Genomic DNA, 22,524 nt, shown 5'->3' on the forward strand with positions numbered 1-22,524 from the left:
GCTACGACCCGGCGGCACACAGCGGATGCGGCTCACCCGTCAACGCAGACAGCGCCGCCGCCAGCTCGGTCATGCTCGCCTTCGTGTAGACGGCGATCGTCCCCACGTCACCGCCGCCGCTCTCCGAATGCCCCGCGTACGCCCGTGCCACCGCAGCACCGAAGTTTCGTTCCACCCACGTCAACGTGGTGTGCCGCAGCCAGTGGGTGCTGATCTGCTGCACCGCCACCCACGTCAGCGCCAGACCGATCCGCACCCATAGATGGTCGTACCGCCGGTACGTGATCGGGCCGCGCCCGCGCCGATACCGCAGCAACTGACCATCCGACGCGGCCCCGCGCTCCACCGCATGCGACACCAGGTGCGACATCAGGGTTGGCGAAACGGGCTGCCACCGAAACGTGCCGCCCTTCTCCCGCAGCATGATCAAGCACTGCTCGACGTCCAAATCCATCGGCCGCAAACCCAGCGCGCCGCCACGGCGGCACGCCGTCTCGATGTGCAGCCGGATGATCAGGCCGTCCAGCGCCGGGTCGTCACCGCCGCCGACCGCCACTTCGTTGATCTCCGCCAGACGAGCGTCCGGTAGCGCCCGCCGTGTACTCACCAGACGCTTCGGCTTCGCCACCTTCAACGCCGGGTTCTCCGCCTCGCTCAGATACCCGTCCGCCTCCGCCCGCCGATACAGGCACCGCAGCGCCGAAATCGCGTTCTCCGCGGCGCTGCGCCCGCCGCGCGAGTTTCGGCGCTGCACGGCATCGGCCTTGATGTCGGCCACGAGGCTGCGCACATCGGACGCATTCACCTGATCGATGCCCCGCGACCCCCACCGCGCCACGACCCGATCGAAATACGTTCCGTAACAGCGCAAAGTCCCGGTGCTGATCGAAGCGCGCACGATGGGCACGTACTCCGCGAACGTCGGTGCTGCTGGCCGGGGCGGCCCGGCCTCCAGCAGATCGCTCGGCGAGATACCCATTCGTTCCAGCAGCAGCCGAGCCGCCTCGAGCCCTGCCGAATCGAGCGATGCTCTATTCATCGGCTCTCACCCTCAAGGGCCTCGGCGTAGACGCGCTCCACGACCTCGTCCAGCGCCGCGGGAGCGTGAACGACCAGCAGGCCACCGTCGGGATAGGCCGCGAGCAACAGCCGGTCACCGGTGTGGAGCCGGCAGAAGTTCCGGGCCGCGGCGGGCAGATGAAAACGTCCCAGCTTGTTGAGCCCGAACAGCCCGTGCTCGTCGGCGGCGACCAGAATCAGATTCGCACTCTGGCGAATGTCGAGCCGGACATCGGCAACCCAGCCGAGCGCACCGAAGACCTTGTTATCGGCGAGCCGGCCGTTGTGGCCCAACGTCGTCAGCCCGTAGACCGCGGTGCCTTTACGCCTTTCCGTCAGCTTGATCAACGGGAGCGGCGGCCGCCGCATCGGCGCCGCCGGAGCCTGCCAGCGAGCTGCCTCTGCCTTGCCAGGCGGTATCAGCGAGGGGATGACGGCGGCGGAGAGGGCGTCAGCCACGGCAACCACCGCCAGACCCGGCTGACCGGTTTTGACCATGCGGTAGATGCTCAAAAGGCGGGTTCAAGGATGCTTGAACCCGCCTACGTCGGATAGTGCACGAGTGCACCAGGATTGTGTCCGGAGGGGGACTCGAACACGTGTACGACGCATCTGTGCGCAGATTGAGTGCGCATGCGTGAACTATAGCAGGCCGTCCCTGGTGGATGGACTAAGGCTCATCTCGTTGCGCTGCAGCGGTTGCAGGTCCGCGCAGACACCTCGACATCCCTTGTGGAGCGGATTCGCCGGCGTACGTGTCCGCTACCGCCGGCCGGCCGGCCTGACCCGCCTCGCAGCCGGTCTCGATCGATGCCCGACGGCCGCCTCGCCTCGCCATCAGCGGAAGGTCGAAGTGGTGAGCCCGCTGGTCCCGGTATGTCTCCATCACCGATCCCAGGGTGCGCAGTCGACACCTTAGGTTTTCGCCGAACGGCAGCGAGGACTCGACCGGCGCGCCGAGCTGGGCGGTGAGCTGACCCGTTGTTGCACTGAGCAGAGTGGAGGGGTCCCGCGCATCCGGCAAATCACAGCTTCGCGCCCCAGACGTACAGATCGGAGCCCGACCCGACGACGGCGGATCGGGCCGTGTTGAGCAAGGCCTCCAGCAAGCTCATGCGCAGGACGCCGTGGCTGTGGTCCAGGCCTCGTTCACGCTCGTTGCGCACCTGGGCGTGCAGCAGTTCGCTGACGTGTGGCTGGATGATGACGACGTGGTTGGGGTCGACCGATCGCCGGTAGCTGAGCATTTCCAGGAATTCCGAACGATCTGGTACGCGCCGCCCGCTGGTCCAACAGGCGGGGTGCTCGATGCGCGGGTTCTCCAATGCCGTACGCAGGGCGTCTGGTGAGAGGTAGCGGGAGTTCTTCGCTGCCTGGCTGGCGACCACTTCGTAGGGACCGACGGCGACTTGCCGCCTGATCCCGGTTGAGTCGGCTCCCTTGACGTGGATCAAGCTCAGCTTGGCGTCAGGTTCGTCGGAGAGGTGGACGAAGTCAGCGATCTCACCGCTTCCATCGTCGCAGATCAGCCATCCGTTGCTGAAGTGTCTCACCACCCAACCGAACAGAGAGTTGTCGCCTGGCTGCGCGGTCGCGTCATGGATGGCCTGGTCTCCCTTGACGGCTGGTTTCTCGCAGTCGATGGCGAAGTCGGCGAAGTCGAAGAATTCCCAGTTTGGGAAAGGCAGGATGCGGAGTTCCCGCTTCCACAGGGACCTGTCGACGACGGTGTGTCCGGACTCGTAGTAAATAGTGAGTAGCTCGTTGCCATGCGCGTTCAACGCCTCGAGGATCCGACGGACCGGTGGGCCGTTGGTGGGCTCCCCGCGGAAGCCGAAGCTGTACGACGCGGTCCCGTGTTTCTCGACCAGCTGGCCGCCGATAGCCCCGTCCAGTGAGCCGTCGAGGCCGACATGCAGGGTGAAGTTGGGGGAACTCGAGGAGCCGTCGACGCTGATGCCGGCTTCCGACAACAGGGTGGCCGACTCGAGGATCTCTATCCCGTTGGCGATGCCCGGCGCGATGCTGTCGGGATCGAGCAGTGAGAGATCGAAGGCGCCGAAGACGGCATCAAAATCCTGTTCGCGGCGGGCGAGCAGCGGAAAGGGCTGCGCCACGGAGATGCCCTTGTCCAGGATGCCGTCCACCAGGATCAGCGCGTCGTTCGCCTTGGCCAGGAAGTCGACTGCTCCGTCGGTTGGCGATGACCAGATCTGAGAGTTCCTCGGCGTCGTGCCGAGTATTCCTGTGAGCGCGCCCAGGCCCAGGTCGGTCGGCAGCATCGTTCTGGCTGATCCCATGGCGAACGACGAGTCCTCGTGCGGCAGCAGGGCGTCCTCGAGGCGGCGGCCACTGAGGTTCTTGCTGTCGGCCTTGGTGGTGCGCCTGGCGTGGGTGCCGCGTAGCCACAGCCCCTTGGTGTCGCCTCGGATGAAAGCGGCGTGCATGACGCCTTCGCTGATGCGCCGGAATGGCGGTGGTGGCCTCCGGTCCAGCCACGACTGGATCGAATCTTTCAGCGAGGACAGGTCGGTATGTATCGCCACCAGCTTGTTGCGCCGCAACGCGACGACGATCTTGTATTCGATGTTCCGGTAGGCCGACGACTCCGGGGCCCAGCCGGGTTCCTGATCGCAGCGAATGATGAGTGCGTCGAGGTCGTAGGCCGGGTTCGTCAGCCATTCAACGCCGTCGGTCGAGTAAAAGTCGTCGCCGATGCCGGAGGCGGCGAGGCTTCGCTGTCCGGCTCTGCTCTTGAGGCCCTTTTTGCCGAGCTCCTCGATCAGCCGACGGAAGCCCAGTCGTGGATCATCCAGGGTGATCTCGAGAATGGTCAGGGACAGGTAGGGATGCGCCGACGCGAACGGCACGGCTTGCGGAGTCGCATCAACGCCTCCCATGCCACGGATCGTAATTTCCACGCTACTCGGTGTCCATAGTGGCACGGTTTGGAACATTTGTTCGATCCGTCGTTGGCTGCCGCAGTCGAGCATTGCGCTACCGGCGTTACGCGCACCGACGGCTTGATCGACTCAGCACGCAGGGATCTCTACCCCGAGACCAGCCCGGATCGCCGAAACGGCCGTCAGCCTCTCGCCGCTGTGGTGGCGAGGCCGCTAGGCAACTTGACGCCAGAGCGCGGCGGCGCCGGCCGCCCCGTAATCAAGGAATAGGTGACCCAGCCAGCTCCTGCCTCCGTGGCATGCGGTCTCCATCTCGACCATGCCTGGCATCCGGGCGGCACTGCCATGTCGCGGCCGTTCTTCGCGCGCGCTCGTCCTGCGCCTGAGGTCGCGGTTGTTCAATCGAAGCTGGCGGGGTCCACGAACGTGTCCGTCGTCCGCAGGTATGGCACGGTGCGAGTCCATTTCCCAAGCAGCGTGGCGAAGCCGTCGTCGTCGGTCGCGGGTGCCGTCCCGAGCGTGCGCACGCCGGATCCGTCGACGTGTTCCTTGATGACCAAGGGGGTGAACGGATCGTCTGCCCACTCGCCGCGTCGTTTCTGTTGGGGGTGCACGTAGAACACCCGCATTGGTTGCTCGTCGAGCGGGTCGCCGAAGACCAGGTGCGCTTCCAAAGGATCGTGTTCCGCTGTGGCCCGGCCGCCGGACGCGATGCACGCCGCGACAAGCTGCTCGATACGGACGAGTTGCTCGCGGCAGCCCCATCGCCGTGCCGGGCTCTGCTCAGGCCCCCACGCCCGGGTGATCCAGCTTGCGGCGCCTTCGGGCAGCGGCCCGTCCTCGCCGGTGCGTGTTGATCGGCCGACCTCGCACATCTGCCAGACGCGGGAGTCAGCGGCCGGGTCTTTGCCGTGTGGGAGCGTACGCAGCGCTTCGGTACGGGCGGCAGCGTCAGTGACGAGCTCGTCGGCGATGGTCAGGCGCTGTGCGCGCGAGAGGGTGCTGAGCATCCCGGGGGCTTCGAAGTTCAGGAGCCGTTCGATGCCGGTGTGGCTCGGTTCCGTGCGGTGCCGGCACCCGTCGACGGCATTCACGGGCACCGGGCTGATGGTCTCCTGCGGCTGACGTAGCTGCGCCACAAGACGACCGATCGCTTCCTCGATGGTTGGGTGGCTATCAAGGAAGGCGGCCGCCTCCCACACATACTCGGAAAGTCCGGTCATCATCGCAGCCAGCCGCTGGGCCTGAATGCAGTCGTCCAGGGTAGTAACTTTCGCGCTCTGGTCGCAGGAGTCACCCGACCAGGTCGCGACCACGATCGTTCGTGGGCCGTTGGGGAGCACGCTGTAGCTCGTCATGTGTGAAGCCCTCCCGGGCAGGGGGTGCCGCTGGGCTCCCGCGCGCACGCGCGACCGAACCCCGGGCGAAGTCAAGGATGATCTGGTAGCTCCGCAGCACCACTGCAGCGCCGATCCGTGAGAGACACCCTCACACACAGGCCATCAGTTCGGCAAGCGCGCCGCCCAGCCCGAATGGCTCGATCACCCCCGCTCGAGATGCGGGCTGTCGTCCCCAGCAAACCGGGCAGCTCCCGGTACGAGCGGCGCTCTATGGCGCCCGCGGCAGCCAGCCGTCGTCACGTGCGGCCTCAAGCTGGGCGCGGGTGAGGACGGTTCCCTTGGGCAGGCTGACCTTGAAGAGCCGCTCAAGGCCTTCCGGTGCTCCGTTCGCGTCATCGGCCGCACGTGACGTGACGTCGTCAAGCAGCCTGTGCAGCAGTAGCGCGAGAGCACCCGGACCGTTGCCGGAATATCCCCAGCTGATGCCCCATCGGGGATCTTGTGGCGCCGGATACACGACGCCGTCGGCCGTCCGGACCCAGATCGGGTCGTCGAGGACCAGCTCGGCCAGCGGCGCCAGCGCGGGAAGCCATTGGCTGACGGCGACCCGAACCCGGAGGCCGTCCTGGTTCGCCACCCGGACTGCCGGCGCGTCGGTGGCCGGGTCCACGAGTGTCTCCGCGTCGGTTGGCGCATCGAGGAACCGAAACGCGGCCGTACGTGCGGCCGGTTCTAGCCGGGCGATGACCTCGTCGCTGATGGGGTCGCCGGGTAGGAGTTCGACCGACGTGCCGAACGGGCAGTCCCTTCCGCCGTCCCAGCGGACGAGTTGTTCCACGCACGCGTCGGCGAGCAGGTCGGCTCGCCCGAGGATCTCCAGCCAGCCCGCTCGGCGCATCGTTTCTGCCAGATCGTCAGAGTGGGGACGGGGCACTGGTATCGGTCGCGCACCGATCACGACCGCGCTGCCGGGCGTCATGCTCTCGACGCTGGAGATCATTTGAGCGGCGGCCTGGGATTCGCGCCAGGTCACCGTCCGGAAAAGTCTCATCAGCACCTGCGCGGCTGGATGATCGCGGTCGTAGAGCGCGGCCAGCCGCAACAGCACATCAAGATCCATTTCGGGATCGACGGCCAACGCCTGCACCGTCGCCCGGCCTGGCTGCCACGCGTCGATGAGCTTGCGCTGCTGCAGCGGAATGGGCCAGTACGGCAACGGTTGACCCAGCGCTTCGGCCAGTTCGTCCCAGGTGACCTCGGGTGGATCGGCGACGCCCGGGATCGACACCGGCTGGAGGGCCGGTCCACCGATGCCGAAGTGCGGCATGGCTCTCAGGGCGGCTCCAACGCCGAGGTTGCGTAGTTCCTCGCCGAGTTCACCGTCGGGGGTGGGTGGTCCGTCGTAGGTGTTCCACGCGATCGCGATGATCCCCGCGACAGACTTCCAGCGTTGCACGGCAAGTCCGTTGATCCGCGTAGTCCCCAGATACTCAGCCGGCCTGCCGGACCGGGCCCGGCGAGACTCGTGACGCTCAGCGAAATCGAAGTCATCGCTCATGACGTCACAGTGCCAACGTTCGCAGCGAAGATGGGTCCGCCGCACAGCTTTGGCGACTGGACGACAGAACCGCCTCGACACCTTGCGCACACAGAGTCAGTCGGGCAGGGCGTACGCGGAGCCGGCTCCGCGGAGGGTGTCACCATCGATGACTCAGCCGCCCTCCTGCGTATTCGTGTTGCTCACCACCGTCTCGCTGTTCGTGCCGATGGGCTGCTTCGGATGGAGGCGCCGATTCGCCGGCACGAGTGAGCGTCGCCTTGAGATCGGCCGGCTTTATCGACTAGGTAGCGCCCTACCCCAGGCGCCCAGGCGCGAGCCACCGACGGGGCCGCCTACCCGCAGAACGCCCTCGCGGTCGAGGCGGCCAGCATCACGTCTGCGACGAGGTCGGCGTCACGGGGCGTTCCGCTCGCTCAGCCGTCAGCGTCGCTCGAGCATGCGCTCCGCTGGTGCACAGCTGCCGGGGTGCTGTGGGCGCTGTGGGTGCCAGCGAAGCGTGGTAGTCGCGAGTCCGGCCATGCAATCGGCGTGAACGCTGACGTGCGGCAGGCCCTGCGGCCGGCCTCGACCGGCAGGCTTGCCCCTGCGGTTCCGCAAGCAGATCCCGAGGCTGGGAACTCCCGTCCCCATCGAGACTCAGAACACTCCGGCTTCGGGCAGGGTGCCGCCGGGGGGGTGAACTGCGTAAAGAACAGTTTGTCTGGCGAGCCGCCGAGGTCGGCGCAGCGAACTGATAAATGAATTGTCCTGAGGCGCGCATGGCGCACAAATCAGGGGCTTGCGGGAATACGGTTTTGCGTTTCCCCGGTTCGTTCCCGACGCGTGGCGCTATCAGATCCGATGACCGGAGGTTGATTTGGCGAGCCCCGTCGGCATTGATCAGGAAATCAGGATCGCAGACACTTGCCCGCTTGACAACACAGCTCGGTCACTTGACCTGCTCGACAAGGACGCACGAACCCTCTTGGAGGAGGAAGCGCTGCTTCGAGAGCTGCGTGAGGATCCTGCGGCACGGGATGCGGCCGAGTGCGCGCATGTCTGGCCGGACGAGTTGGAACCTGCGACGCAGTGTCTGCACTGTGGTCTCGCGTACGAGGCGTGGACCACGCAGTGTTGACGGTCATCTCTCCGAGGATCAGCGACCCGGATCACGGAGGACATCAAGGCGGCCGCCTTCCGATGGCCGGCTGACGAGCCCGGTCACCGACCTGGCGTTGTTCAGTTACCCGAGAAGTGGAATCGGAAAATCGCCGGTTATACACCATTCGACAACGGTCGTTGTTGATGATGGTGCGTGCAGGTGGCCTTTTATGTCGGACCCTTCTTCTAGGGTGGCAAGCACGCTCAACGGCGGCGGCGGCGCGGCTTGTACAAGATCGCACCGAGTTGATCCATCGGCACGGGAGGAACATACGTAGACAATGGCCGACATCATCGGGGAATTCGCCCGCGTCGCTGGGGCTTTCGACCAGCCCACTCTCACGCTGCTACACAAGAGCCAGGCGAGGGTAGTGATCACGATTTTCCGCAGCGTGTTCACTCGCGACAGCCGCACCGTCGCGTCGGCGCGGCTGCACAGCCAGGTCGAGGTTTACCTCGATCAGCTGCGGGCCGCCGGCGTGACCGATGTGCCGGCGGGATCCGGACGGGACCTTTGCCTGCGGTGGATGCGAGGGCAGTGGCTGGTCCGCAGCACGCAGGACGACGGCACTGAGGTGTACACGCTGACCAGCCATGCACAGGACGCTCTGGGCCTGGTCACGAGTCTGACCCGGGAGCGGGCGAGCCGCAGCGAGCACCGCATCGCCACCATCGTCAACGCGGTACGCCGGTTCAACAGCGAAGCCAACCCGGAGCGCAGCGCCCGGGTCGACATCCTCAACAGTGAGATCGACCGGCTCGTACAGGAGCGGGACCGCCTCATGGCAGGCGGTGACCTGCCCGAGGTGTCCGCGGACTACATGCTCGAGGGCTATGGGGAGCTGCTACAGCTCATCGCGGCGCTGCCGAGTGACTTCGCCCGCGTCGAGGAGGCGTTCGTCAGTCTGCGTTCGCAGATCCTGGCCTCGTTCCGGGCCGAGGACCGCCCTGCGGGCGTGGTCATCGACGACTACCTGCATCGCACGGATTCGTTGATGACCGCAACGGCCGAGGGGCGCGCCTTCGAGGGGGCATTCACTCTCCTACGTGACGACGAGCTGTTGCTGCAACTGCGCGAGGACCTGTCGGCGTTGCTGGCGCACCCGTTGGCGCAGGACATCCTCAGTGATGCCGACCGTCGTGACCTGCGGGGCACCGTCGGTCTCGTCCGCCGCGGCATCGACGATGTCCTCGCCCGCCGCAACCGCGTCAGCGCGACCCTGCGGGAGTACATCCAAACCCACAACACCGTCCGGGATCGCGAGCTCGACAGCACCCTGCGTCACCTGGATATGGAGTTGTCGCGGTGGATGACGGTGGCCGGCCCTCGCAGCAGCGTGCCGCTGCCGCTGTTGCCGGCACGCATAGACATGCCGCACCTGCGCGAGCGGTTCCATCGCCCAGAGGACGAGTCTGGCCCGGCACCGCTTCGTGATGTGACCGCGGACCGGCCGGACGACTTGTCGCTCGAGGAGTTGCTGGCCCAGGGCGGCCCGTCGCTGGAACTGCTCAAGGCGGCACTACAGGCGTCCCTGGCCAGTGACGACCCGCCCAGGTCGTTGGGGGCGCTGTTCGACACGCTGGCGCCGGATCTGCGCCGGCCGGTGGAAGTGCTGGGGTTGCTTCATTTGGCGACCAACATCGACGGTCTCCACAGGATCGACGACGATCGCGAGCTGTACCGCACGATCCGACGCGACGGGTCCGAACGGACTCTGCACGTGCCCTTGATCCTGTCCGCACAGCGTCAGCCGACAGGACTTAGCGAAGAAGTGGCCTGATTTCATGACCCGGATCGGAGCATGGTGAGCATTGACGACACTTTCTTCCCCGGTGGGACAGCCGGCCCTGACCAAGGTTGGGAGGATCCCGACCGGGAGCTGAGCAGCAGCTTGGCGCTGTTCGAGGGCGACGAGGGAGCGCTTGACCTGGCGCAGCGGCGGGCGCTGGTCGCCCTGCTGAAGCAGCGGTTCATCACCGCGCACAGCCATCCCCGGGAGTGGCGGACGCTGACGGCCAATCCGCGGCTGTTCCGGTCGCGGCTCAACGACGTGTTCCTCGACCTGCATCTGGACGTGGACCGGGAGGTCGCCTACAAGCGGCCGGCGGTTCCGGAAGATGGGGGCCGGTTCCCTACGCTGCTGTATGACACGGCGTGGAGCCGCGAAGAGACCATTCTGATGGTGTACCTGCGTACCCGAAGCCGTTCCGAGGAAGCCGCTGGCGCCTCACGCACCTTCGTCGACCGGCAGGACCTCCTGGAGTACGTGGCTTCGCTACGGCCCGCGCATGCCACCGATCAGGCCGGCGATGCCCGGCGCGCCATCAAGGCGATCGAAGGGCTCAACCGGGCCGGGCTGCTGGTCGGGCTGAGCACAGCAGAGCGATTCGAGGTCAGCCCGGCCATCGATGTCGTGCTGCCGTTGGAGCGACTGCAGGAGCTGCTGCGTTGGCTGCGGTCGCAGAACGACACGGGGAAGCCGGATTTCAGCGACGAAGACAACGTCGACATCGACGGCGAAGGTGATCTGTGAGCATCGACGACAACGCACTGATCCCGGCATCGGCGTTCCCCCAACCGGCGCCGTTACCGGCTGATGGTCTTGTACGTCAGCCGGTATTTTCGCCGGCGCCGCTGCTGTATGTCTCCGGCGCCACCGAAGGCACTCTGCAGTGGAAGGCGGAAACCTTCCAGCTGGTCAACTGGGGCGGCTTTGAAGGCCGGGTCCGTTTCGACTTCCACCCCGGCGCAACATTGGTCTCCGGCGCTTCGGGCACGGGAAAGAGCACGCTGCTCGATGCGTACATCGCCTTGATGATGCCGTCGGACACCCCGTTCAACGGCGCCTCCAACGATGCGGTCGCCGGACGAGCACGCAGCGCTGAGCAGCGCAACCTGCTGTCGTACCTGCGCGGCCAGACCGACACCACCGCCGACGAGCACGGCCGAGAACGGCCCAAGGTGCTGCGCGGGGACGGGCGCTCCACCTGGGGTGCGGTCGGCATGACGTTCATCGACGACCACGGCAACCGGTTCACCGCCCTGCGGGTGTACTACGCTCCCGCCCGCGCCACCCAGGCCGGCGACATCGTCATGCGGATGGCGAGCTGCGATGGCGCGTTCGACCTCGCCGACCTCGCCGAGCACACCGCAACGCAGTTCGCGCCGAAGGCACTCAAGGCCGCGTTTCCGCGGCTGCTGACCCATGACAGTTATGCGGCGTTCGCGACCCGGTTGCACACCCGGCTCGGCATCGGCGCGAACGGCGACGGGGCGAAAGCGCTCCGGCTGCTCGTGCGTATCCAGTCCGGCCATCAGATCCGCACCGTGGACGAGTTGTACAAGGAGATGGTCCTCGAGCGGCCTGCCACATACGCGGCAGCAGACCGGGCCATCAACCACTTCAACGATCTCGAAGTGTCCTACCTTGCGATGCAAACCGAGCAGCAGAAGGCCGACCTCCTCGGTCCCATCACCGGCAAGCACCAGCAGCTGACAGCTGCCCGCGCGACAATCAAGCAGATCGACGGGTTCGGCCTCTCCTCGGCCGGGGACACGCCGGTCATGCTGTGGAGCCTGCTGCGTCAGGCGACACTGCTGGACAAGGCAATCGCCGACAACGGGACGGACCGGGAACGCACCGACGGGAAGTTGTCGCAGGCCGCATCCGCCGAAACCCTGCTGAATAACGAACTGTCCGCAACTCAGGCCGCGCATCGCCAAGCCGGCGGCGAGCGGCTGGAAGAGCTCGCCACCCAGATCGACCAGACACGGTCACGCCGCGATGAACGGCGCGGCCGGCGCCAGATGCTTGCCGAGGACATCGCCTACCTGCAGGAGCCGCTGGTCGACAAGACCACCTTCGAACGACTTAGGGCCGCCGGAACCACCTTCCTGGCGGACTATCCCGGCGCCTCGCAGGCGTTGCTCGACCGCCGTGAAGCCCTGGCCACCGCATCATTTCCGATGCTCGAGCGGCGGCGGCTGATAACCGAAGAACGCACGTCGCTGTCAGGCCGGGCCGGGAGGGTGCCGAAATTCCTCGACGACCTGCGCCAGGCCGTGGCGCGGGCCAGCGGCCTGCCGGTGGCCGACCTGCCGTTCCTGGCCGAACTGATCGACGTCGCCCCCGAAGACGCCCGCTGGCGACTGGCCGTCGAGACGGTGCTCGGCGCCAGTGCCCGGATTCTGCTCGTGCCCGAGGACCGGCTCGAGGACTTCTCTGAGGCTATCGATCCGCTGCGTCTACAGGGCCGGCTGACGTTCGAAGGGGTGCCGCTCGGACAGCCGGGGTACGCAGACCACGAACCGGGCCGGATCGCCGCAAAGCTGCAGTTCAAAGACTCTCCGTTCGCTGGCTGGGTGCGCCGGCATGTTTCCGAGCCCGGCCGCAATGCTTACTGCGTCGAGTCCTCCGACCAGCTGGGCGGCAAAGGGTATCGAGTCACTCCCGCTGGGCAGACGCGGTACGGCAGTCGCGGAAGCCATGGCCGCAACGAACAGTCGTACATCATCGGCTTCAGCAACGAGGACACGATCGCTGCGATCGACCGCGAGCTGGCCGACATCAACAAGGCTCTGCTGGGCATCGACGAAGACCGTAAAGGGATCGACGCTGAACGCACCGACCTGGACCGGCGCCGCGGCGCCTATGAGGCCCTGCTGCGAGCAACCTGGGATGACCTCGATGTGGAAAGCCTCGACGACCACCTCGCCAAACTCGAGGCACTGCACCAGGAGATCCTCGAATCCAACGACCGCCTGCAGGCACTCGAAAAGCGCATCGGCGAACTCACCGACGAGCTCCGAGCACAGCAGGAGACGGTGTTCGGGCTCAACCAGACGGTCAAAGCTCTGAAAGAGGCGAACGGAAGGCTGATCGAGCAGCAAGACGATGTGAACGCCGAGCTGGCGCGGCTCGGGCGCGAACAACACGTGACGCTGTCCGAGACGCAGACCGCGGCGCTCGATGCCCACTTCGTCGCTGCGGTCGCCCCCGGCGACCCCGGCGACCTCGAGCAGTTCGACACGAACTTGGCGCGCCTTCAACGACGCCTGACGGCGGCGTTCGAGACCGCCAGGGCGCAGGCGCAGAACGCCGAAGCCGAGTTGGAGCGGATCTTCGCCGCCTACCAGATGACGTTCGAAGACCCCAACCTTGGGCGGACCAGCGCCTCTTATCCGGACTACGCGCTGATCCTGGAAACGATCCTCACGACCGGCTTGCATGAGCGGCGCACCGAGTGGCGTCAACGGCTGATGAAATGGAGCGGCGAGGACCTCGTCCCGCTCTCCGGCGCGATGGAATCATCAGTGCAGGACATCGAGGACCGGCTCGACCCGATCAACGACATCCTCCACGGTCTGCCGTTCGGCGCGAACCGGGACCGCCTACGTATCCGGCTGCGCCGCCTGACACCCGAGCTCATCACCCGCTTCCGCCGGCAACTGCGAACGCTGTCATCCGGCGCCACCCGGGAGTTGTCCGAAGACCAGCTGGAGCACCGGTTTCGTGAGCTGCAACAGTTCATGGGCCGTATGCGGCGCCGCGACGACCCGCGAGCGGTCCCCGACCTCAGCGAACGCGACCGGCTGCTGGACGTACGCCGCCACGTCGAGGTAACCGCCGAACGGTACGACGCCGACGGGCAACTGTTGAGCACCCACGCTTCACTCGGCGGCAAGAGCGGCGGCGAAAGCCAGGAACTTGTCGCGTTCATCGTCGGCGCGGCCCTGCGTTTCCGGCTCGGTGACGAGCTACGCGTCCGCCCCCGGTTCGCGCCGGTCTTCCTCGACGAGGGATTCGTCAAATCCGACGCCGAGTTCGCAGGCCGTGCCGTCCGCGCGTGGAAAGGCCTGGGCTTCCAACTCATCGTCGGTGCACCGCTGGACAAGGTGACAGCACTCGAACCCCACATGGACGAACTGCTGGCCATCACCAAGAACACGACCACACACTTTTCGTTCGTGGCACGAATCAGCGACGGCAGAGACGCAGATCGTCCGGAAACGCCGGGCTATGCCAGTTGCCCTCCCCTGGACAACGGCTGGCCGAAAAACTCCGGCGAGACGGCTGGATATGACTACTCCGCTACGGGGCACGAATGAAATCCATCGAGCAGGTCCTCGCCGACGTAGAACGTCGCCTCACCCGGACCTGGGCCACGACTCTCACAGCGGAAATCTCCGTGACCACCGAGCCGACTTTGGCTCCGCTCGCAGCCCCACATTCCGCCCTGGCTATAGAAGGGTCAGCCGATACCGGCGATTCGACAGCCGGTTCCCCTGCAGTGCCGGCGGAAAGCCGACCCGACCCATCTGACACTGATGGCGCATGGCCGCACCCTTTCCCCCTTGGGCAACCCGCCGCCACTACGCTCACCGCTGACTTCTCCGCCGCGACAGCGTGGTCCCAGCGGTGGCGAACCTGGAGCGCCGGTCACGCAACAACGCTGAAGACGCGCACGCGACGGGTTATGGGCACCAACCAGGAACTCCCCACACACCTGGTCATCGCTGATGTCGACGCGGCAGCACAACTGTGCGGAGGCGACTGGCCTCAACGGCTCACCCGCGGCCGGCGACGCGCCAACGAACTCTCGACCCGGTTCCCCCATCTACTCAGCACCGGCGTGCTGGTTTCCACGGTGGCCGCGGTCGACAGGCTGAGTGACGTCGACTTCGACTTGCTCGGCCGCGCCGGCGAATGGTTCGCCTGCAACGACGCGACCGGATTGACGCCGCGCCAGGTACCTATCGAAGGACTACACGCGAAGTGGCTCAACACGCGCCACGAGCTGGTCCGCCGCCTCAGCCGCCGCGACGATCTCGGACTCCTGCCGCCGCACCCCCCGCGTGTGCACTTCACCTACCTCGATCCGGCCCATCGGGCGGCCGGTCGGCGCCGCTACGACTCGGTGACCATCGGCGACGCCGCATCGCCGGCATATCAACCACGAGTTGTGGTGATATCCGAGAAGAAAGACACCGCCATCCATTTCCCGGCCTTGGCTGGCGGCATTAGCGTCGAGGGCGTGGGCCGAGGCGCCGGCGCAATAGCGGCGCTCCCTTGGCTTCAGGACGTCCTCGACCTGTTCTACTGGGGTGACATGGACGCCGACGGCCTCGAAATCCTGAACGAATTCCGCGCTGCAGGGGTTCGCGCCGCATCCCTGTTCATGGATGTTGCCAGCTACGAACGGTGGGAACGCTTCGGAACCAACGAGGACAAGTACGGCAAACCATTGACGGCACGTGAGGCACGGCCCCTGCCCTACCTCACGGAGCCGGAGACAACGCTGTACCGATCGTTGACGTCAACGACGTGGCAGCGGCACCGGCGAGTGGAACAGGAACGAATCCCGCTCACTGTTGCAGTGGCGCACGTGAGAGAGCTCGCCCGCAATCCAGCGTGATTGTTGGCACAGGTCTGTGCGACTGATAGCTCGTCTTTACTGCCTCGGCGGAACCCCGTGGAATGCCGGCACCCAGCGGCACCGGTATTGGCAGCCCGCCATCATCGCGGCGCAACGCTGCTGCGAGCGTCCGTCCGTCCATGCGGGTACCGGTTGGGTGAGCGGCGACATCTTGATCTGCCTCTGCCCGGGACGGCTGCGCAGCCACCCGCGGGTTCCACGACTTGGCACTGCCATGTCGCTTACCTGATCGCCGCAGGCTCGAACTTCTATGCGATCCAGCAGCGGCTGGGCCGCGCGTCGATCAGGATCACATTCGACGTCTACGGGCATCTGCTGCCCTCCGGCGACGTTTGTACGACTCGCGGAACTCGACCGGCAACTGCCGACCGCTCGGCCGGAACGAGCGTGCGGTGCCCGGCCGGGCTCGACTGCGCGTCGTTCGATACGGGCCGCCGTCCGGCGGATCGGCCGGGCGCAGCGGATCGGCTCCGGGCCCGGGAGCAGACGGGGTTGGGGGTGCCATGCGGCGGCGAAGGACGCGGCAAAGGCACGCCGTGTGCAGGCGCCATGCCAAGCGTTCTGCTGCTGTGGCCGCATGCCGAGCCAGGGTCCGATCGACATGCTTCGACCGGAAGACCGACAGAGCCCGCGCCCCCAACGTTCATCGGTGGATCGAGTATGAATCCGGTGGGCAGGGCCTGAACCGGCGAACGCCCCCCTGTTCCCCAGTGGGGTGAGGCGTGGTGATGCGATCACCCTGGAGCTAGATGTGATGCTTTGTTAATGGCGATGGATTGGTCGATCACACTGCCGGATGGCCTCGCCCAGCCCGGTAGGTACGCCGTACGTTCCGACTACGCCTTGGCCGCGAAGGTCTCGGCCGCGTTGAAGGACGATGTCGACGCTGATGTTCGGCCTATCCCCGAGCTGAGCGGTCTGGGCGTGCGCGATGGCGTGCCACCGCTCGACCTGCTCCTCGGGCTGGGACGGCTCACCAGCGCGCTACCCGGACTGCATCGGGTTGGCGCAGGCGGAATGCCCGGCCTTACCGCGCTACGCACGGCGAGTCGGTGGGCGGTCATCCGCTACCTGTGGGCGTTCGCCGACAGCCGGCCAGACCTGAGGCTCTCTCGGTTGACCAACGAAGTGAGGTTCCATCAACGGACCCTGTTGTCGGAGAGCTTCGGCATCGCGCTCGCCGCGGACCTGATCGAGCGTCATGTTCTTTCCGGCGCGACCCGGGTGGTCGACGCCGACGCTGTCAGCTATGACCCGGTCCTGGCGGTCGATATGGCGGAGCTGAGGTCACACAAGCCGGATTATTTCTGGTACCGGGTCACCGATGACCGTCTGAGCGACGTGGTCGTTGTCGAAGTCAAGGGCACCACGTCAGGCATTTCGCGATGTGTCCAGCAGATGGCCCGCGGCGTAGAGCAGGTGCTGGTGCCGGCGCATATTCACGGTGTGAATATGCGCCGCATCGTGGTCGGGACCGAGCTGCAAAACGGGATGCTTAAGGCCTTCGCCGTCGAGGTTGCCGAACCTGAGGAAGCGCTGCGCCGGCAAGCTTACGAGGTCGTCCGAGGTAGAGAGTTTCGCCGCCCGCAGGTGGCCGACGACCTCGTGGCCGTGCGGTTTCGAGAGGAAGTCACGGAAGAGAGCGCGGCCGAGGACTCTCGCTATCTCGATCAGGTCAGACTGCACGCCTTCGCCGGCGTGCCCGTCACCGACGCCAGCATGTTCACCGGAAGTCCGCTGGTGCGGAACCTGCTGGCGAGCCGTGAAGTCGTTGTCGCGGACGACATCACCTTCCGCTGCCAGACGAGCCGCCTGGAGTTCGATGACCGTTTGCTCACCGTCCGGACTGGCGTCGCGGACGAGTTCTTGTCATCGACTGACGCATATCGATCGGAGGGCTCAGCAGAGCGTCGCCTCGCTTATCGGCAGCGCCGCGCCGTCGGTGACCAAAGGCCGGTCAGAGGTGTGTCGCAGGAGACTGGGACGAGCGTGCCCGTAGCGACTGCTGGCGATGGCTGCATGGTGGCCGTTTCTTTCGAAGAGCGATAGCGCCCACCGCGACCTAGGCGCCGCATCCGTGCGCCGCACGCTGTAGCTGTGACGATGACGCTGGAGCGAGATTGTCGGCACTTTCGCCCAGGCGGCAAACGAGTTTCTTGTTCACCGACCAGTGCGGCGTGCACGGTCGAGGCGGCCAAGCCATGGCCGCACCGGCGACGACGATCGTGCCGAGGGCGGCCGAGGCGAGCGGGACGACCGGCTCACCCGTCTTCGGCAACCTTCCGACGGCCGCATGGCTCCCGACCGGCACGGTCGTGGCCGTCCGGGTCGGTGCGGGTGGGTGGTGTGGGCCGCGTCCAACACCGCGGCAGTATTCCGCCAGCCGTCGCAGGAGTACTGGCCGTGCGCGCCAACGGTGTCGGTGCCCTTCTTCGGATCGGTGGTCTCGCCGATGACGAGGGTCGCGTTGGGACGCCAAAGCCGGTCACGACGAAGTCCCGGACGTCGAGTGGTAAGTCGTGTGGGGATTCGAGTTACATTGCTTCATCGCACTGGAAACCGGAATGCTTGCACCTTTCAGTCGCTTCGCCGTCACCCGAACAGGTGAATTTTCGAGGTGATGCTGCGATCGTGATCGATGGTTTTAGGTGCTCCACCTCGATCAACAAACTTTCACCGGTGCGGATGGTATCGATGTTGCGAAGGGCTGATCGGGGAAGAAGGCCTATCGTTGCGATGCCCGCGTGCCCCTATGGCGTGCCTTCCGAGCGGAGCGGCGTGTACATCAAGAACTTCCGCGTGAGGAACTTCCGGCGGCTGCGTAAGGTCGGAATCGATCTTGACCCGGAGACCACAGTTTTCGTCGGCGCGAACAACAGTGGAAAGACGTCGGCGGCACAGGTCTTCAGACTGTTCCTCGGTGAGGGTAAAGGCCGTTTCCAGCTTTACGACTTCACGGCCGATTGCTGGGATACATTCGATGCTTTCGACACCGCGTCGGGTGATCCTGATGAACTTCCTCGGATCGAGTTGGACATCTGGCTGGATCTTAAAGGCGACGATGTCAACCTGCACCGGGTGATCGACTTCCTTCCCGATCTAAGCTGGACGTCGGAGATGGTCGGGGTTCGGCTGTCCTATCGGCCTAGGAGCGGCAAGCAGCTGGTCGAGAATTTCGAGGAGTGCTGCAGCAAGAGCACGACGGCCAAGCGACCGGAAGGTTCGGCCTATGAGCCGTGGCCGTGTTCGCTGACCGACTACTTGACGCGGGAACTGCAGCGTGAATACGAGATCGCCTACGCGGTCCTGGATGCTGGCCAGTGCGACCAGAACTTCGAGTTCAACGATGGCTATAGCCCGCATTGGGTCAGCGGTGGCGAGAGCAAGCTCGGCGGCAAGCTCGATGGCCTGATCAGGATCGACTTCCTCGATGCCCAGCGCCACCTGGTTGATGGGGAGAGTCGTGGCCGGGCGGAGGATCTTTCTCGGAAGCTGAGCGGCTTCTATGCCCGCAACCTCGAACAGCGCGAAGCTGACCTGGCAGCGGTCGCCGCCATCGCGGACTCGGAACTTCGACTCAACCAGCACTTCGCGGAGGTCTTCGAGTCGACCCTGGACAAGCTCTCCGACCTCGGCTACCCGGGCTTCCAGCACCCGCGTCTGGTGGTAAAGGCGTCATTCAACGCGCAGACCGTTCTCAGCAGCGGAGCGCGGGTCCACTACGCGCTGCCCGCGGGTGACGGCTCTGCTGGCGGGACCGAGCGAACACTGCCTGACCAGTACAACGGGCTGGGCTTCAAGAACCTCATTTACATGGTCGTCGAGGTTCTGGACTTCCATCACCGGTGGATCGGTGCAGACGGGGACCGTCCGCCGATTCACCTGGTATTCATCGAGGAACCGGAAGCTCATCTGCACGCCCAGCTCCAGCAGGTGTTCATCCGGAAGATCCGTGAGATCCTTCCTGAAGCCGACCCGGCATTCACTACGCAGATGGTCGTCACCACCCACTCGGCACACGTCATCTACGAGAAGTCATTCGAGCCGATCCGGTACTTCAAACGAACCGGTCTCGACGGCAATATCCACCACACCGACGTCAGAGACCTAATGACGTTCAGGGGCATCGCGGAGGAAGCCACGCGGCACTTCCTCCGCCAGTATCTGAAGCTCACTCACTGCGACCTGTTCTTCGCTGATGCTGCGGTTCTGGTCGAGGGAAACGTCGAGCGCCTGCTCCTTCCGTTGATGATTCAACAGTCGGCGCCCGAGTTGCAGTCGTGCCACCTGACAATCCTGGAAGTCGGTGGGGCCTTCGCTCACAAGTTCCGGGAACTCGTCGACTTCCTCGGTCTGCCGACTCTGGTCATTACCGACATCGACAGCGTCCACGGACCGAAAGCAGACGACGATCCTGCTGCGTCCGATACCAGCGAGCCGGATGATGCCGACGGACACAAGAGCCGGGCATCGTGTATGACCACGCAGGACGGCGCCGTCACGAGCAACGAAACTCTGGCGACCTGGATCCCGAGCATCCGGCCGATCGCCGACCTCCTCGGACTGCCCGACACGGACAAGTGCCCACCGTCACGAGGCAATTCTGGACATGTTCGGGTTGCGTACGAGACGCGCCAGTCAGTCGAATGGAATGGCGAACGTGACGATCGGGCCGGCCGCACCTTCGAGGAGGCCTTCGCCCTGCAGAACCTGGCCTGGTGCCAAGACCCGAAGCAAGCACAGCTCGGTCTGCACATCAGGAAGGCGGCAACGATGTCGTTGGACCAGCTGCACAATGCGATTCACCGGCGCGTCAAGAGCCTCGACAAGACCAACTTCGCACTCGCGTTGATCACAGCCAACCCGGCAGAGTGGACCGGGCCACGCTACATCGTCGAGGGCCTCGAGTGGTTGCGTGATCAACTGACGTTGGAGACGTCTGACGCGGCACGGCTGAGTGAGATCGAAGCTGAGGTGGCCGGATGACCAGGCGCGTCGACGCCCCGGACACCGACGCCGACCGGGCCCTGCGTGCGATTCTCGATCGGCGCGGCAAGAGCGGATTCATAGTCAACGCCGGGGCAGGGTCCGGGAAGACGACCTCGCTGGTCAAGGCACTGGCCTATGTCGCCGGCGAACGCCGCAAGCAGCTACGTGCTCGCACCCAGCAGGTTGCCTGCATCACCTACACGGAAGTCGCCGCCGCCGAAATCCACGACGACGTTCACGACGATCCGCTCGTCTACGTTTCCACGATCCACGGTTTCCTCTGGAATTTGGTCGCACCATTCCAGTCCGACATCGGCCGCTGGATCGAGGGCCAGCTCGCGGCCAAACTCGCCGAGACCGACGAGAAGATCGACAAAGCTAGGACGCCTGCCAAGCGCGAGTCAGCGGAGCAGGATCGCGACCGCTACCAGCGCCAGCGCGACGGCCTACGATCTGTGCGCAGATTCACCTACGGTGTCGGACCCGACTACGGCAAGGGGCAAATCGGGCACGCGGACATCCTCAAGATGGTGCCGCACATGCTAATGAACCAGCCGCTTCTGGCGAAGGTGGTCGCTGCACGGTTCCCGATCATCTTTGTCGACGAGAGCCAGGACACGGAGACAGAAGTCGTCAGGAGCCTCATCCATCTGTACCGGACCGTCTCGGGTGACTTCCTCCTGGGACTTTTCGGCGACACCATGCAGCAGATCTATGCCGCCGGCATCGGCCCGATACCGGCGGAGCCCGACTGGACACTGATCAACAAACCGGAGAACTTCCGTTCCTCACGGCAAGTTCTCGAGGTCATCAACCGCGTCCGGGCCGCCGGCGACGGAGACCAGCAAGTCCCAGGCCGGCCGGGCGAGCTGACCCCAGAAGGGCACGCCTACTTCTTCGTCCTGCCCACAAATGCCGACCGCGCCGCCAGCATGGACTCCGTCCGCCGATGGCTCGCACATCGCACATCCAATGACGCCTGGACCAGTGATGCGCCCGGCGGCGCCAAAATCCTCGTGGCCATGCATAAACTCGCCGCTCGGCGACTCGGCTTCGCCGGCCTGCACGCGGCCTTCCACCCGCCGAAAGCTCCAGCAGCGCTGTCCGCCGGCTTTGACGAAGGCACAGCCTGGCCCATCGCCCCGTTTGTGAACGTCATCCTGCCACTGTGCGAAGCAACGAATCCCGCCATAGCGCCCCGAATCCTGCGCAGGCACAGCACCACGCTGCGAGATGGCATCGCCGAACCGGGAATCGCGCGCCAGCGCCTCACCATGGCACGCGACGCAGTACAGGAACTCCGAACGCTGGTAGCCGAGGCAGGCGCTGGCTCGGTGGGAAAGGCACTGCGGTACGCCTACCAGAAAGGACTCATCGAAGCGGTCCCGCTGCTCGCCCGCTATCTCCACCCCGACGGGGCACACAGCGACCAGGTACTCGGCGAAAAGACCCGGGAAGTCCTGGACGCATTCATGGCCTGCGATATCCGCGAACTCGACGGATACCTGCGCTACGTCAGGCGCGAATCCCCCTACTCCACACAACATGCGACCAAAGGCACTGAATTTCCGAACGTCATCGTCCTGCTCGACGACTCCGAGGGAACCCTGCCCGCTCACTCCTACGACAAGCTCCTCGGGCTTGCAGCGCTTTCCGACACTGATCGTCGCAACAAGGCCAGCGGCAAGGACACCACCGTCGACCGGAGCCGGCGACTCCTGTACGTCTGCGTCTCACGAGCACGAGACGAACTCGCCGTCGTCCTCTACGCCACCGACGTCGACGCGGCGATCTTGTCTCTCAAAGTCGCAGGTCTGGCAGACCAGCCGCTGACTACAGACGCCCTATCAGCGACCTGAAGGCAGCCGCGTCACCACGCCTCGGGCCGGAGGGTGTCAACCAAGATCGACACAGTCCTCTGCGCGGATCTAGCCGATGACAGTGCATCCCGTCGGGCTATCCGGCGTGCAGGTTGAACCTGGTCGCCGATAGCTGAGACGAGATCGCGATCCGGCAGGGTCAGCCTGATATGAGGTAGCGACTTCTCCGGCCGGTAGGCGATCATGTGCGGCGTGGTCGGAATATCCGAGGTGTC

Annotated in this window: 12 protein-coding genes; 7 read left to right on the forward strand and 5 right to left on the reverse strand. The window is 65.4% G+C overall.

Annotated elements, in window-relative coordinates:
- Position 1 precedes the first annotated feature (1 nt).
- The 5 genes from AB0M88_RS25265 to AB0M88_RS25285 form a co-directional block, all read right to left on the reverse strand.
- On the reverse strand, positions 2-1,039 hold the full coding sequence (locus tag AB0M88_RS25265; protein WP_364106237.1) for a site-specific integrase: 1,038 nt from the start codon (positions 1,037-1,039) through the stop codon (positions 2-4).
- Positions 1,036-1,572 (reverse strand): hypothetical protein, encoded by a 537-nt coding sequence (locus AB0M88_RS25270; RefSeq protein ID WP_364106239.1) that lies wholly within the window; start codon positions 1,570-1,572, stop codon positions 1,036-1,038. The genes AB0M88_RS25265 and AB0M88_RS25270 overlap by 4 nt, the downstream gene beginning before the upstream one ends.
- Positions 1,573-2,084: 512 nt before the next feature.
- A complete protein-coding gene (locus tag AB0M88_RS25275) occupies positions 2,085-3,959 on the reverse strand; it encodes a hypothetical protein (RefSeq protein WP_364106241.1) in 1,875 nt (624 codons plus the stop codon).
- Positions 3,960-4,360: 401 nt separating this feature from the next.
- The gene (locus tag AB0M88_RS25280) at positions 4,361-5,320 is read right to left on the reverse strand and encodes a hypothetical protein (protein ID WP_364106243.1); all 960 of its coding nucleotides are present in this window, start codon (positions 5,318-5,320) and stop codon (positions 4,361-4,363) included.
- A gap of 250 nt (positions 5,321-5,570) precedes the next feature.
- The gene (locus AB0M88_RS25285) at positions 5,571-6,860 is read right to left on the reverse strand and encodes a hypothetical protein (protein WP_364106245.1); all 1,290 of its coding nucleotides are present in this window, start codon (positions 6,858-6,860) and stop codon (positions 5,571-5,573) included.
- A gap of 1,424 nt (positions 6,861-8,284) precedes the next feature.
- On the opposite strand from AB0M88_RS25285, the gene AB0M88_RS25290 reads away from it, so the two are divergent.
- The 7 genes from AB0M88_RS25290 (at position 8,285) to AB0M88_RS25320 (ending at position 22,288) form a co-directional block, all read left to right on the forward strand.
- The gene (locus AB0M88_RS25290) at positions 8,285-9,784 is read left to right on the forward strand and encodes a DUF3375 domain-containing protein (protein ID WP_364106247.1); all 1,500 of its coding nucleotides are present in this window, start codon (positions 8,285-8,287) and stop codon (positions 9,782-9,784) included.
- Positions 9,785-9,805: 21 nt separating this feature from the next.
- Positions 9,806-10,537: a DUF4194 domain-containing protein gene (locus AB0M88_RS25295; RefSeq protein WP_364106249.1), complete on the forward strand. Its 732-nt coding sequence runs from the start codon at positions 9,806-9,808 to the stop codon at positions 10,535-10,537.
- On the forward strand, positions 10,534-14,112 hold the full coding sequence (locus AB0M88_RS25300) for an SbcC/MukB-like Walker B domain-containing protein (RefSeq protein ID WP_364106251.1): 3,579 nt from the start codon (positions 10,534-10,536) through the stop codon (positions 14,110-14,112). The genes AB0M88_RS25295 and AB0M88_RS25300 overlap by 4 nt, the downstream gene beginning before the upstream one ends.
- On the forward strand, positions 14,109-15,419 hold the full coding sequence (locus tag AB0M88_RS25305) for a Wadjet anti-phage system protein JetD domain-containing protein (protein ID WP_364106253.1): 1,311 nt from the start codon (positions 14,109-14,111) through the stop codon (positions 15,417-15,419). Before AB0M88_RS25300 ends, AB0M88_RS25305 begins: the two co-directional genes overlap by 4 nt.
- Before the next feature lie 786 nt (positions 15,420-16,205).
- Entirely contained in the window at positions 16,206-17,489 is a 1,284-nt protein-coding gene (locus tag AB0M88_RS25310; RefSeq protein ID WP_364106255.1) for a hypothetical protein, read from the forward strand.
- 729 nt (positions 17,490-18,218) lie between these two features.
- Positions 18,219-20,426, forward strand: a complete 2,208-nt coding sequence (locus AB0M88_RS25315; protein ID WP_364106257.1) for an ATP-dependent endonuclease — start codon at positions 18,219-18,221, stop codon at positions 20,424-20,426.
- Positions 20,423-22,288: a UvrD-helicase domain-containing protein gene (locus tag AB0M88_RS25320; protein ID WP_364106259.1), complete on the forward strand. Its 1,866-nt coding sequence runs from the start codon at positions 20,423-20,425 to the stop codon at positions 22,286-22,288. The genes AB0M88_RS25315 and AB0M88_RS25320 overlap by 4 nt, the downstream gene beginning before the upstream one ends.
- The last annotated feature ends 236 nt before the right edge of the window (positions 22,289-22,524 follow it).

This window comes from Actinoplanes sp. NPDC051411 (assembly GCF_040682075.1).
Taxonomy (GTDB): domain Bacteria; phylum Actinomycetota; class Actinomycetes; order Mycobacteriales; family Micromonosporaceae; genus Actinoplanes.